General features: G+C 65.6%; 14 protein-coding genes. 5 read left to right on the top strand and 9 right to left on the bottom strand.

Features of this window, described 5'->3' with window-relative positions:
* Positions 1–21 precede the first annotated feature (21 nt).
* Positions 22–903, bottom strand: coding sequence for an alpha/beta fold hydrolase (locus CYJ10_RS14055; RefSeq protein WP_101682089.1), 882 nt, complete (start codon positions 901–903; stop codon positions 22–24).
* 179 nt (positions 904–1,082) lie between these two features.
* On the opposite strand from CYJ10_RS14055, the gene CYJ10_RS14050 reads away from it, so the two are divergent.
* Together CYJ10_RS14050 and CYJ10_RS14045 are read left to right on the top strand one after the other, a co-directional pair.
* Positions 1,083–1,859, top strand: a complete 777-nt coding sequence (locus tag CYJ10_RS14050) for a 3-hydroxybutyrate dehydrogenase (protein WP_101682088.1) — start codon at positions 1,083–1,085, stop codon at positions 1,857–1,859.
* A gap of 10 nt (positions 1,860–1,869) precedes the next feature.
* Positions 1,870–2,364 (top strand): DUF411 domain-containing protein, encoded by a 495-nt coding sequence (locus tag CYJ10_RS14045; protein WP_101682087.1) that lies wholly within the window; start codon positions 1,870–1,872, stop codon positions 2,362–2,364.
* 110 nt (positions 2,365–2,474) lie between these two features.
* On the opposite strand, the gene CYJ10_RS14040 is transcribed toward CYJ10_RS14045, so the two are convergent.
* Positions 2,475–3,113, bottom strand: coding sequence for a CoA transferase subunit B (locus tag CYJ10_RS14040; RefSeq protein ID WP_066738566.1), 639 nt, complete (start codon positions 3,111–3,113; stop codon positions 2,475–2,477).
* A gap of 11 nt (positions 3,114–3,124) precedes the next feature.
* On the bottom strand, positions 3,125–3,823 hold the full coding sequence (locus CYJ10_RS14035) for a CoA transferase subunit A (protein WP_101682086.1): 699 nt from the start codon (positions 3,821–3,823) through the stop codon (positions 3,125–3,127).
* Between the two features lie 157 nt (positions 3,824–3,980).
* Here CYJ10_RS14035 and CYJ10_RS14030 point away from each other — a divergent pair, with 157 nt between their 5' ends.
* Entirely contained in the window at positions 3,981–4,526 is a 546-nt protein-coding gene (locus CYJ10_RS14030; protein WP_101682085.1) for a PAS and helix-turn-helix domain-containing protein, read from the top strand.
* A 124-nt stretch (positions 4,527–4,650) separates the two neighbouring features.
* Here CYJ10_RS14030 and CYJ10_RS14025 read toward each other — a convergent pair whose 3' ends face one another.
* From CYJ10_RS14025 to CYJ10_RS14005, 5 genes are all read right to left on the bottom strand, one after another.
* Positions 4,651–5,052 carry an acyl-CoA thioesterase gene (locus CYJ10_RS14025; protein WP_101682084.1) on the bottom strand — a complete coding sequence of 134 codons (402 nt, stop codon included), beginning with the start codon at positions 5,050–5,052 and terminating at the stop codon, positions 4,651–4,653.
* Positions 5,053–5,059: 7 nt separating this feature from the next.
* The gene (locus CYJ10_RS14020) at positions 5,060–6,088 is read right to left on the bottom strand and encodes a DctP family TRAP transporter solute-binding subunit (protein WP_101682083.1); all 1,029 of its coding nucleotides are present in this window, start codon (positions 6,086–6,088) and stop codon (positions 5,060–5,062) included.
* 40 nt (positions 6,089–6,128) lie between these two features.
* Entirely contained in the window at positions 6,129–7,433 is a 1,305-nt protein-coding gene (locus tag CYJ10_RS14015) for a TRAP transporter large permease (protein ID WP_180862932.1), read from the bottom strand.
* Positions 7,430–8,029: a TRAP transporter small permease gene (locus tag CYJ10_RS14010; protein ID WP_101682082.1), complete on the bottom strand. Its 600-nt coding sequence runs from the start codon at positions 8,027–8,029 to the stop codon at positions 7,430–7,432. Before CYJ10_RS14010 ends, CYJ10_RS14015 begins: the two co-directional genes overlap by 4 nt.
* Before the next feature lie 107 nt (positions 8,030–8,136).
* Positions 8,137–8,922 carry an SDR family oxidoreductase gene (locus tag CYJ10_RS14005; protein ID WP_101682081.1) on the bottom strand — a complete coding sequence of 262 codons (786 nt, stop codon included), beginning with the start codon at positions 8,920–8,922 and terminating at the stop codon, positions 8,137–8,139.
* A gap of 433 nt (positions 8,923–9,355) precedes the next feature.
* Here CYJ10_RS14005 and CYJ10_RS14000 point away from each other — a divergent pair, with 433 nt between their 5' ends.
* Positions 9,356–11,035, top strand: coding sequence for an electron transfer flavoprotein-ubiquinone oxidoreductase (locus CYJ10_RS14000; protein WP_101682080.1), 1,680 nt, complete (start codon positions 9,356–9,358; stop codon positions 11,033–11,035).
* A 66-nt stretch (positions 11,036–11,101) separates the two neighbouring features.
* Here the strand turns inward: CYJ10_RS14000 and CYJ10_RS13995 are convergent, their stop codons facing one another.
* On the bottom strand, positions 11,102–12,052 hold the full coding sequence (locus tag CYJ10_RS13995) for a flagellar brake protein (protein WP_101682079.1): 951 nt from the start codon (positions 12,050–12,052) through the stop codon (positions 11,102–11,104).
* Between the two features lie 300 nt (positions 12,053–12,352).
* On the opposite strand from CYJ10_RS13995, the gene CYJ10_RS13990 reads away from it, so the two are divergent.
* On the top strand, positions 12,353–13,066 hold the full coding sequence (locus tag CYJ10_RS13990) for a FadR/GntR family transcriptional regulator (protein WP_101682159.1): 714 nt from the start codon (positions 12,353–12,355) through the stop codon (positions 13,064–13,066).
* Positions 13,067–13,081 lie beyond the last annotated feature (15 nt).

Genomic DNA, 13,081 nt, shown 5'->3' with positions numbered 1-13,081 from the left:
ATTCTTCTCAGCAAAAATTCGTTACGTACCCAGGAAGAAATCCCGGGCGATGGCAATCTGGGCCGGATCGATAAACGTGGGCGCGTGCCCCACATCGGGGATTTCGACGGTCGATACCTGCTTGCCGCGCGCCACCATCTCCGCCACCGTCTCGCGCAGCAGCAGGTCGGACTGGGCGCCGCGCACGATCAGCGTCGGCCCCGGCGCCGCCTCGAACATGCGCCACAGCGCCAGTTCGCCGGCCTGTATCGCCTCGGGCGGCGTCTCCTTGAACGGCACGGCCAGCGCGGGGTCATAGTGCAGCCCCCACTCCAACCCCTCGGCACCCTGCACGGGCTTGAGGATGGCGCCGTTGAGTTCCCGCCATTGCTCGGGCGTATGACGACCGAACGATGTGCTGATCGTCTGCAGGTACGCCAGCCCTTCCTCGAAGGTCTTGAACCGCACCGGCAGGCCCAGGTAGGCGCCGATGCGCTCCAGCGCCTGCGCGGTAATGCGCGGCCCCACATCGTTGAGCAGCAGCTTGCGCACTGGCGACTTCGGCAGGCCAGCCAGGCCCATGCCGATCAGCCCGCCCATCGACGTCCCGAACCAGTCCACCTGCTCCACGTTCAGCCGCGCGATCAGCGTCACCATGTCCGACACATACTGCGGCACGACGTAGTGATGCGGATCAGCCAGCCATTCCGAGCGTCCGCGGCCGGCCACGTCGGGACACACCACGCGATACTCGTCCGACATCGCCCGCGCCAGCGCATCGAAGTCGCGCCCGGTACGTGTCAGCCCATGCACGCACATCAGCACGCGCGGATTCAGGGGATCGCCCCATTCGTGATAGGCCATGCGATGCAGGCCCACCGGGCTGATGCACTGGACGAATCCGAGGCGCGGACTGGAAGACATCTGGAGCTCCCCTGCTGTGCCACCGCATCCCCTGCGGCGTGCGAGTTTTTTCGGAATTTCTTGTCCGCGGCGAAACACCGGACAAAACGTGACGAAATACGGCGCCAGGCCAAAGCCGGATTGTACGCCCTGCGAGTACAATGCCACAGCACATCCTGACACTCCCGACGGAGGCTTACATGCTCAAAGGCAAGACGGCACTGGTCACGGGCTCGACCAGCGGAATCGGACTCGGCATCGCGCAGGCTCTGGCTGCGCAGGGCGCGAACATCATTGTCAACGGATTCGGTGATGCCGACGGCGCAAAGGCGGAAATCGCCCGCGCCGGCAGCGGCATCCAGGTGGGCTACCACGGCGCTGACATGAGCAAGGCTGTCGAGATCGAGGACATGATGCGCTATGCCGAGAAGGACTTCGGCGGCGTGGACATCCTGGTCAACAACGCGGGCATCCAGTTCGTGGCCAAGATCGAGGAGTTCCCGGTGGACAAGTGGGATGCCATCATCGCCATCAACCTGACCTCCGCCTTCCATACCACCCGTCTTGCCCTGCCGTCGATGAAGGCCAAGAACTGGGGCCGCGTCATCAACGTGGCGTCCACCCATGGCCTGGTGGCCTCGGCCGAAAAATCGGCTTACGTAGCCGCCAAGCACGGCATTGTCGGATTCACCAAGGTCACCGCGCTGGAAACCGCGCAGACCGGCGTCACCGCCAATGCGATCTGCCCGGGCTGGGTGCTGACCCCGCTGGTGCAGAAGCAGGTGGAAGCCCGCGCGCAGAAGGAAGGCATTCCCGTGGAACAGGCCAAGCGTGAGCTGGTGCTGGAAAAGCAGCCGTCGGGCCAGTTCGTCACGCCCGAGGAACTGGGTGCCCTGGCCGTATTCCTATCGAGCGAAGCGGCCAAGCAGGTGCGCGGCGCGATCTGGAACATGGATGGCGGCTGGGTGGCGCAATAAGGAGGCAGCGATGCAGCGTAGTCAATCGCGACACCAGTCGCGACGCAATGCCCTGCGCACGCTCGGCGCCGGCGCCCTGCTTTTGTCGCCACTGATGGCAGTCGCCCAGGCGCCGAAGGCCCTGGCGATCGACGTCTACAAGAGCCCGACCTGCGGCTGTTGCGAGGACTGGGTCAAGCACCTGCGCGACAACGGCTTCACGGTGGCCACGCACGACGTGGACGATACCGGCGTGTATCGCAAGAAATACGGGATTCCCGAGCGCTTCGGCTCGTGTCACACCGGTGTCATCCAGGGCTACGGCGTCGAGGGCCACGTGCCTGCCGCCGACATCAGGAAACTGCTGGCAGCCAGGCCGAAGGCGGCCGGGCTGGCCGTACCGGGCATGCCGGTCGGCTCGCCGGGCATGGAATATGGCCCCCGAAAGGACCCGTTCGACGTGCTGCTGGTGAAGTCCGATGGCGCAGCGTCGGTCTTTTCAAGCTACAACAAGCCCAAGACCTGAGCCTGGGGCGCCTGAGCCGGCGAACCCGGCCAGCGCCCTGCTCCCGTCCAAAGCAAAAGCCCCCGCCGGCGCAAACCGGCGGGGGCTTTTTTCAGACTGCGGGATGCCGCTCAGATCAGTTCGGCTTCCGTCTTCGCCTGGACTTCCTCGCGCGACACACCCGGTGCCGTTTCCACGAGCTTCAGCCCTTGCGGCGTCACGTCGATCACGGCCAGGTCGGTGATGATGCGGTTCACCACGCCCAGGCCGGTCAGCGGCAGGTTGCACTCCTTGAGGATCTTGACGTCCTCGGTGCCATCCTTCTTCTTGGCCGTGTGTTCCATCAGCACCACCACGCGGCCCACGCCAGCCACCAGGTCCATGGCGCCGCCCATGCCCTTGACCATCTTGCCCGGAATCATCCAGTTGGCCAGGTCGCCGCGCTGGCTGACCTGCATTGCGCCCAGGATGGCCAGGTTGATCTTGCCGCCGCGGATCATCGCGAACGAATCGGCCGACGAGAAGATCGACGAGCCCGGCAGCGTCGTCACGGTCTGCTTGCCGGCGTTGATCATGTCGGCGTCCACTTCTTCCTCGGTCGGGAACGGGCCGATGCCGAGCAGGCCATTTTCCGACTGCAGCCACACTTCCATGCCTTGCGGCACATGGTTGGCCACCAGCGTCGGCAGGCCGATGCCCAGGTTCACATAGAAGCCGTCCTGCAGCTCGGCGGCCGCGCGTGCGGCCATTTCATCACGTGTCCATGCCATGATCTGTCTCCTTACTTGGCACGCACGGTGCGCTGTTCGATGCGTTTTTCGGGGTTGGTGTTCAGCACGATGCGGTGCACGAAAATACCGGCCAGGTGAACATCATCCGGGTCGATTTCACCGATTTCGACGATCTCTTCCACTTCGACAATCGTGATCTTGCCGGACATGGCGCACACCGGATTGAAGTTGCGGGCCGTGCGGCGGAACACCAGGTTGCCGGCCTTGTCGGCCTTCTGGGCCTTGACGATGGCCACGTCGGACACCAGCGATTGCTCCATCACGTAGGTATCGCCATGGAACTCGCGGGTTTCCTTGCCCTCGGCGACGATCGTGCCCACGCCGGTCTTGGTGAAGAAGGCCGGGATGCCCGAGCCGCCAGCGCGCAGCTTCTCGGCCAGCGTGCCCTGCGGCGTGAATTCGAGCTCGAGTTCGCCGGCCAGGTACTGGCGCTCGAACTCCTTGTTCTCGCCGACGTATGACGAGATCATCTTCTTGATCTGGCGGGTGGCCAGCAGCTGGCCCAGGCCGAAGCCGTCCACGCCGGCGTTGTTGGAGATGCAGGTGAGTTGCTTGGCGCCGCTGTCGCGCAGTGCAGCGATCAGCGCTTCGGGGATGCCGCACAGACCGAAACCGCCCACGGCGATCGTCTGGCCGTCGCGTACGACGCCCGCGAGCGCCTCGGCGGCGCTGGCGTAGACCTTGTTCATGTTCGCTCCTTCCTCGGTAGTCCCGCTCTTGCGCGGCCGGTTGGCCACACGCGGAAATTGTAACGGTACAATCGGCGGTCAGGCGCCGCCGTTGACGACCCAAAGGATACGTCAACGGATGCCGCGAACGCCATTACGTAAAAGTACATAAGGGATAATGCCGTCCATCGACTACCAGACCGCATTCCAACTGGCGCCGGTCGGCCTGGTGCTCTCGCGCGCCCGGACGATCGAGGATTGCAACGACGAGGTCTGTCGGATCTTCGGCACCACCCGCGACGCCCTGATGGGCCAGTCGTTCCAGGTGCTCTACCCCACCGCCGACGAATTCGAGCGCACCGGCGCGCGCATCGTGCCGGTCATGAACACCAAAGGGCTGTATTCCGACGAACGGATCATGAAGCGCGCCAGCGGCGAGCTGTTCTGGTGCCATGTCACGGGCCGCGCGCTGGACCGCAACGATCCGCTGGGCGCCGGCATCTGGTCGTTCGAGGATCTGTCGCAGAAGCGGCCGGTCACGGCCGAGTTGACCGCCCGGGAACGCGACATCGCCGCGCAACTGGTGGAAGGCAAGACCAGCAAGCAGATCGGCAAGCTGCTGGCGATCAGCCCGCGCACGGTAGATATCTACCGGGCCCGGCTGATGAAGAAATATGGGGCCCACACGGCGGTGGACCTGGTCCAGCGGCTGGTGAACCACTGAGGGGGGATTTGCCCCCCTCCCGCATTGCGGGAGAGGGAGCCAGGACCCTGCCCTCCGTTTGCATCTGGGTGCGGCTCGCGGCGGTGGCCGTCGAACAACCCTCGGCATTGCCCGAGGTTATCCGTTACCCCTCGATCAGCCCCCGGATCGCCTCCGGCACGGGCACCGACTTCTCCACCGCGTAGTCGCACCACACCACCTTGGCCCCACCTTCCGCCCAGACCACATCGGGCAGGTCGGTCCGGCGGATCTCGATCTTCGTCTCGAAGCTCGACCGTCCCAGCTGTCCCGCGTACACCCGGCATTCGATGTCGCCGGGGTAGCGCAACTGCTTCAGGAACGTCATGTGGGCGTTGATCAGCACGGGCCCGTGGCCGTTGCCGTCCCGGCCATTACGGCCGATCGACTCGAACCACTCGATCCGCGCCTGCTCCAGGTAACGGAAATACACGGTGTTGTTGACATGGCCCATGGCGTCCATGTCACCCCACCGGATCGGCATTACGCAGGTGAAGACGTGTTTCATCGGCCAGTCAGCGCTTGGCGATCGACACTTCGGCCTTGGTCACCAGGTCGGCGCCAATCTGCTTCTTCCACTTGTCGTAGACCTTGGCCGTGGCCTTCTTGAACGCGTCATGCTCGGCCGGCGACAGCGAGACCACCTTCACGCCGTGCTGCTCCATGTCCTTCCAGGCCGGCGCGCCCGGTTCCACCAGGCCCTTGCGGGCCAGCGCGATTTCCTGCTTGCCGGCGTCGATGGCGGCCTGCTTCACGATCTCGCGGTCAGCCGGCGTCCAGCTTTCCCAGATCTGCTTGTTCACCACGAAGATCAGCGGATCGGCAACATAGCCCCAGGTCGTCACGTACTTCTGGCCGACCGTGTAGAGCTTGGCGGCGGCGAACACGCTCTGCGGGTTCTCCTGGCCATCCACCGCGCCCGAGGCCATGGCCGGCTGTGCATCGGCCCAGCTCATCTGCGTCGGGTTGGCGCCCAGCGCGTTGAAGGTCTCGATGTACAGCGGCGAGCCCACCACGCGCAGCTTCAGGCCCTTGAGGTCTTCGGGCTTGCGGATTTCATGTTTCGAATTCGACACTTCGCGGAAGCCGTTTTCGCCCCAGGCCAGCGGCACCACGCCTGCCTTTTCCAGCGTGCCGAAGATCGACTTGCCGACGTCGCCCTGCGTCAGCGCGTCCAGCGCCTTGTAGTCGGGCATCAGGAACGGCAGCGAGAACAGGTTCAGTTCCTTGACCTGCGGCGACCAGTTGATGGTCGAACCCACGGCCATGTCGATCACACCCTGGCGGATGGCCGAGAACTCGCGCGTCTGGTCGCCAGCCACCAGCGACGTACCCGGATACAGCTTGATGTTGATGCGACCGCTGGTGCGCTGGCGCACCAGGTCTGCCCAGATCTCGCCGCCCTTGCCCCACGGGAACGCGGGGCCCAGCACCAGCGACATCTTGTATTCGGACTTGTAGGTCTGGGCCATCGCGGCCGGCGCGGCAAACGCAGCGGCGGCAATCGAGGCGGCAACGGACAGCATCAGGGCACGGCGTTTCATTCGGGAATCTCCTCGTTTCATTTTCGTCTTGTCGTTCAAATCAGTAGCCCAGGTAGTCGGGCAGCCAGGTGGCCAGCGGCGGATAGGCCAGCACCATCAGCATGGCGATGAACATCGCCAGCAGCATCCAGATCACCCAGGGCACGGTTTCTTCCATGCGCACGCGGGCGATACGGCACGACACCATCAGGTTCACCGCCAGCGGCGGCGTGAACTGGCCCAGCGCCACCTTCAGCGTCAGCACCACGCCGAACCACACCGGGTTCCAGTGGAAGGCGTTGGCGATGGGCAGCAGCAGCGGCACGAAGATCAGGAAGATCGAGATGCCGTCCAGGAACATGCCCACCGTCATCAGCAGCAGCACGATCAGCGCCAGCACGCCGTACTCGCCCAGGCCCGAATGCGCGATGGCGTGGGCCAGGGGGTCGATCACGCCCAGCGTGGACAGCGCGTACGCAAAGATGCCGGCCAGCGCCACCACCAGCAGGATCACGGCCGACGTTTCCGCGGCCTCCTGAAAGATCGTGAACAGGTCGCGCATACCGATGCTGCGGTAGATCACCATGCCGACGAACAGGCCGTAGACCACGGCCACCACGGCAGCCTCGGTCGGCGTGAACCAGCCCGCGCGCATGCCGCCCAGGATCAGGAACGGCGCCACCAGGCCCCACGCGGCCTCGCGCAGGCTCTTCCAGAACGGCGGGCGCGGCAGTCCGGCCTCGATATGCCCCATGTTGTGCTTGCGCGCCAGCCACACGGCCGGCACGATCAGCGCCACGCCGGCCAGGATGCCCGGGATCATGCCGGCCGCGAACAGCGCCGGCACCGACGCGCCCGGCACCAGCACGCTATAGATGATGAAGGCCACCGACGGCGGGATCAGGATGTCCGTGGCCGCCGCGGCGCCCACCACTGCCGCGCTGTACGAGCCCGGATAGCCGGCACGCGACATCGCCGCGATCATCACGCCGCCCACGGCCGCCGCATTGGCAGGCCCGGAACCCGAGATGCCGCCCAGGAACATCGCCACCAGGATGGCCACCAGCGGCAGCATGCCCGGCCCGCGTCCGACGATGGCGATGGCAAAGGTCACCAGCCGCTGCGCCACGCCGGATCGGTCGAAGATCGATCCGACCAGCACGAACATCGGAATGGCCAGCAGCGGATACTTGGCCAGCCCGGCGTAGAAGTTCTGCGGCACGGCCAGCAGGCCGAACATCTGCGTGTCCAGGTTCGACAGGCCGATGGCCACCAACCCGCCCAGCCCCAGCGACACGCCGATCGGCACGCCCAGTAGCATCAGGCCAATGAACACCACGAAGAGAATGATGGCGACCAGTGTCATTGCGGCTGGCCTCCATCCTTGTTCGCGGCATGGAGGGCCTTCAGCGCCCGCACATTGCGCAGGGCCAGGGCCAGCGCGCGCAGTGCGATGGCCCCCGACAGCACCGGCAGCCAGATCGAATACCACCAGCTTGGCACGCCGATGCCCGGCGAGGTCTCGCCGAACGCGTATTCATCCCAGGTAACCCGCGCGCCGAGCACCGCCAGCGCCAGGAACATCACCGCCACGCCCACGGCCGACAGGATGGCCAACCGCTTCTGCCGCGCCGCGCTGCCCCGATCGAAGAAATACTCGATGCGGATATTGCGGTCGCGCGCCACGGCGGCGCTGCCGGCCACCAGTGCCAGCACGATCATCAGGAAGACCGAGAATTCCTCGGTCCAGGCGAACGATTCGTCGGTGAAATAGCGGACCACCACGTTGGCGAACGTGATGGCCACCAGCAGCACCATCACAATCACGCCAATCCAGTCCTCGATACGCGGTGAAATGCGGAATTCGCTGTCGCGCGCTTCGTCGGCGGCTTCGGGAATGATCACCGAATCGACGACGTGCTGCGGCCCGGCGTCGCGCCGTGCCTGTTCTTCTTGAGCCATCAAAACCCGGCCTCCGGTTCCGGGCCGCCCCTGGCCATCTGGCCGTCTGGGGCGTTTCTCCTGTTGCTTGTTTTTCTAGGCCCGTCCCCTCCCCGAAGGGTCAGCGGTCAGACCATGCCATCGTCGGCAGTGACCACCGCGCCGTTGATAAAGCGCGATGCATCGGACGCCAGCAGCAGCAAGAGGCCATCGAGGTCTTCGGGTTGGCCCACGCGCTTGCGCGGCAGCATCTGGATCAGCTTCTGCCCCGCGTCGGTATCCCAGTGGTGGTGGTTGATTTCGGTATCGATATAGCCGGGGCAGATCGCGTTCACGTTGATGCCGTGACGCGCCCACTCCAGGGCCATGGCCTTGGTCATGTGGACCACGGCGGCCTTGCTCATGCAGTAGACACCAATCTGCGACAGTACCTTGAGACCGGCCACCGACGCAATATTGATAATGCGTGCCTGTGGCAACGGGTTGCCCATTTTCTCGGCGCCCTTGGCGCGGGCGATCATGCGCTTGGCCACTTCCTGGGCGACGAAGAACGCGCCGCGCGTGTTCGTATCGAAGACGAAATCGAAGTCGTCGGCCGTGACGTCGGTGAGCTTTTGCGTGGTGGACACGCCCGAGTTGTTCACCAGGATATCGATGGAGCCCGCCTCGGTTTCGGCGTGCGCCACGGCGGCGCGGATGCTGTCGGGGTCGGTCACGTCCAGCCGCACCACGTGGGCGCTGCCGCCGTCTGCCTCGATCGAGGCGCGCAGTTCCTTGAGCCGCTCCACGCGGCGCGAAGCCAGTATCACCTTGGCCCCGGCGGCCGACAGCACGTTGGCGAATCGCGTCCCCAGCCCACTCGACGCTCCGGTCACGAGCGCGACCTTGCCTTCCAGATTGATCGACAAACCCATAGTTACCTCGGTGTGGGAGCAACCGCGCCGGCCCGGCACGGCCCGCTGTTCCGCATCGCGGGCGCCGGGTACGGCACCTGCCGCAGCGCGGGCGCAGCTTATCAAAAAAAAGAACGGTCGTTCAAAAAAATGTCTTGCCTGAGGGTGTCGAGTCCCGGACAATGCCGAAGATTCTAAGAACTTGGTCCCCAAAGGGAAAGAGGAAAAACGCCTAGATCCGGCCCGGTAACCCACCGATGGCCTGGTCAGCGCGCATGCCGCGCCGCGCCCGCACCGGGCAAGCGCGTGCCGCCACACGTCGAACCCGCCTCGCACCCCGCATGGTCCCCGGTTCCGCAGAGCCACGATTACCGCATCCCACAATCCGCACGCCTGGAGAGGGCTGCAACATGCGGCAGTATTGCCGCCCAGAAGAAACTGAGGGTAAGAGACAATGGATCAGCAACAGCTCGTCGAGCAGTACGGCCCGCGCGAAGCCATGGAATACGACGTGGTCATCGTCGGCGGCGGTCCCGCCGGCCTGGCCACCGCCATCCGCCTGAAGCAGCTTGCCGCGGAAAAAGGCGGCGACGTCAATGTGTGCGTGCTGGAAAAGGGCTCCGAGCCCGGCGCGCACATCCTGTCGGGCGCCATCATGGACCCGATCGCGCTGAACGAGCTGATCCCGAACTGGAAGGAACTGGGCGCGCCGCTGAACCAGCCCGTCACCGAAGACAAGTTCCTGTTCCTGGACGAGTCCGGCGCCAAGGGTGCCCCACTGCTGCCCGAGTGCTTCCATAACGAAGGCAACTACATCGTCAGCCTGTCGAACTTCGTGCGCTGGCTGGGCCAGCAGGCCGAAGCGCTGGGCGTGGAGATTTTCCCGGGCTTCCCGGCCGCCGAGGTGCTCTACAACGACGACGGCTCGGTCAAGGGTGTGGCCACCGGCAACATGGGCATCAACAAGGAAGGCGAACCCACCGAGAACTTCCAGCTCGGCATGGAACTGCATGCCAAGTACACGATCTTCGCCGAAGGTGCGCGCGGCCATCTGGGCAAGCAGATCATCGCCCAGTACAAGCTCGACGCAGGCAAGGATCCGCAAAGCTACGGCATCGGCCTGAAGGAACTGTGGGAAATCGACCCGGCCAAGCACAAGCCTGGCCTGGTGGTGCATACGGCCGGCTGGCCGCTGGACCCGGCCACCTACGGCGGCTCGTTCCTGTATCACATGGAAGACGGCAAGGTCGCAGTTGGCTTCGTGGTCGGCCTGGACTACACCAACCCGTGGCTGTCGCCGTTCGAGGAATTCCAGCGTTTCAAGACGCACCCTGAAATCCGTCAGTATTTCGAGGGCGGCAAGCGCATCGGTTACGGCGCACGCGCCATCACGGCCGGCGGCCTGCTGTCGCTGCCCAAGACCGTATTCCCGGGCGGTGCGCTGGTCGGCTGCGATGCTGGCTATCTGAACGCCTCGCGCATCAAGGGCAGCCACGCAGCAATCAAGACCGGCATGATGGCCGCCGAAGCCGCCTACGACGCGCTGCAGGCTGGCCGCCAGCACGACGAACTGACTGCCTACCCGGCAGCGTTCGAGCAGAGCTGGTTGCACAAGGAACTGCTGCAGGCCAAGAACTTCAAGCAATGGTTCAAGAAGGGCCGCACCACGGCCACGCTGATGACGGGCATCGAGCAGTGGCTGCTGCCGAAGCTGGGCATCCGCAACCCGCCCTGGACCATCCACCGCACCAAGCCGGACCACGTGTACCTGAAGCCGGCCGCCGACTGCCAGAAGATCGAGTACCCGAAGCCGGACGGCAAGCTCACGTTCGACCGCCTGTCGTCGGTGTTCATCAGCAACACCAACCACGAAGAGAACCAGCCCGCTCACCTGACGCTCAAGGACGCCAGCGTGCCGGTGAACGTCAACTGGGAAAAGTTCGCCGGCCCCGAGTCGCGCTACTGCCCGGCTGGCGTGTACGAGTTCGTGCAGAACGACGACGGCAAGGAACGCCTGCAGATCAACGCGCAGAACTGCGTGCATTGCAAGACCTGCGACATCAAGGACCCGACGCAGAACATCGTGTGGGTCACGCCGGAAGGTGGCGGCGGCCCGAACTACGTGGGCATGTAAGCCGCGCCTGGCGCAGCAATCGGAACGCCGGCCAATGGCCGGCGTTTTTCATTGCCGTCGGCAAACTCAGACCGGCATGCAGGTCGTGGCCAGCAGTTGCTCGTAGATGAAGCACTGCAGCAGCGTCAGTTCGCGCTCGCCCAGCGCGTCGAAGGCCACGCCGAACGCGGGAAACTCGTCATCTTCCTGCCCCGGCGCGCTGCGCACCGTGGCGTCGATCAGGACTTCGGCATCCAGCGCGCCGGTGCGAAGCTGAAAGCGCAGCCGTACCTTCTGGCCCACCGCCGGCGCGGGCGTGGATGTCTGCACCAGCGCGCCGCCGGTGCTGAGGTCTGACAGCAGTCCCAGCCGCGCCAGGCCCTCGCCCATGCGCTGGTCGATGCCGGGCTCGACGCTCGCCTGCCCGCCCTCACCGCCACCGCTGCCTTCGTCGCCAGCCTCGGCCTCGGCGCTCATGTCACCGGCGTCGACCAGATACGCCGCCAGCCGCGTGGGTACGCGCGCGGCGCGGCGCACCGGCATCTGCTCGGTCTGGGCGGGTGCCGACAGCACCAGGTATCGGAACGGGCTGCGGCACACCGCCGTGACCGTCGACGTGAAACTGTGGATGGCGTGCCCGGAGAATCCGCGCAGCAGCAGGTCTTCGCCGGCATGCACGGCCAGCTCGCGTCCGCCCAGCGTCGGCCAGGTGACAAACAGCCCCTGTTCGATAAAGCCGATCAGGCGGCTTGCGGCAGCCCGCGACTGGTCGCCCGGGGTCTTCACGTGCAGCAGCGTCCCCACTTGCAGGCCCAGCGGCCCGGCGCTCAGGCGCGTGGCGGCCTGGGCGTCGGGCTCGTTGCCGGCTTCCGGCATGTCGTCTGGCCGGCAGACCGTGCCATGCCGGAACATCAGCGCCAGATCGCGTGCATCGGGGATGATGCTGCCGCTGCCAAGCATCAGGTTGCCCTGTCCGTCCAGCAAGGACCAGGGAAGCGGCTGCCCGACGGGCAGGTCTTGCGGCGTAAGCGGAATCATGGCGTAAGGGACTTTCCATGAAGCGCGTGGACGCATACCGCGCCCACGCGGGAAATCGTAAGGGATGGCTGCCCGCCCGGATCCATGGCGGACACATTGATCCTGATGCGTCTGCTATCGACCAATGTGACAGAACCTTGACCCCACGTTGGTAGCGTTCCCTATTCGGGACAACCCCTTGTGGCGTCTACGCCATTCGGCCACCGACCTTTCCGTCGACGCTTGACGGCTATCAATCGACCGAGCAGAATCGGTGCTCCACGAAAAGCTGTCAGACAGCCTGACAGCATGCCGATCGCCATGGACCGCCTTTCCCGCCCCGCCACGCTTGCCAGCCGCATTGCCCAGACCTTGCGCGACGATATTGCCGCCGGGCGCTTTGCCGCCGGGGCGCGCTTGCCGGCCGAGTCGGCGCTGGCCGATACCTTCGATGTCAGCCGGCCCATCGTGCGCGAGGCCATTGCCCTGCTCAAGGCTGATGGCGTGCTGGTCACGCGCAAGGGCTCCGGCGCCTACGTGTCGGAGACGCCGGGCGGCCAGGTCTGGCGCGTGGCCAGCACGCCAGACGGCGGCCCGACCCTGGCGCAACTGTTCGAGCTGCGGCGCGTAGTGGAAACGGCCTGCGCCGAAATGGCCGCGCTGCGCCGGACCGCAGCCGATCTGCAGCAGATCCGCGACGCCCTGGCCAGCATGCAGCGCGACGCCGCCGATTTCCCCAGCGCCGCGGCGGCCGACATCGCGTTCCATCACGCCATCGCCCTAGCCGCGCATAACCCGTGTTTCACGGGCCTGACCGACTTCGTCAGCCAGCAGCTGCTGGTGGCCCGCCAGCATGCGTGGGAAAACAGCGCCCGGCTGCACGCCGCCCAGGGCGCGCCACGCGCCGCCGATGCCGAACATGCTGCGCTGGTCGACGCCATCGCCGCCGGCAACCCCGAAGCGGCGCGCGCCGCCGCATCGGCCCACCTGAGCGCCGCCGCACAGCGGATGGGACTCGGGATGGGTCCCGACTGAACACCAGACATCGAA

Source organism: Cupriavidus pauculus, assembly GCF_002858765.1.
Lineage (GTDB): Bacteria > Pseudomonadota > Gammaproteobacteria > Burkholderiales > Burkholderiaceae > Cupriavidus > Cupriavidus pauculus_B.
This window is presented reverse-complemented; position numbering and strand designations above follow the sequence as displayed.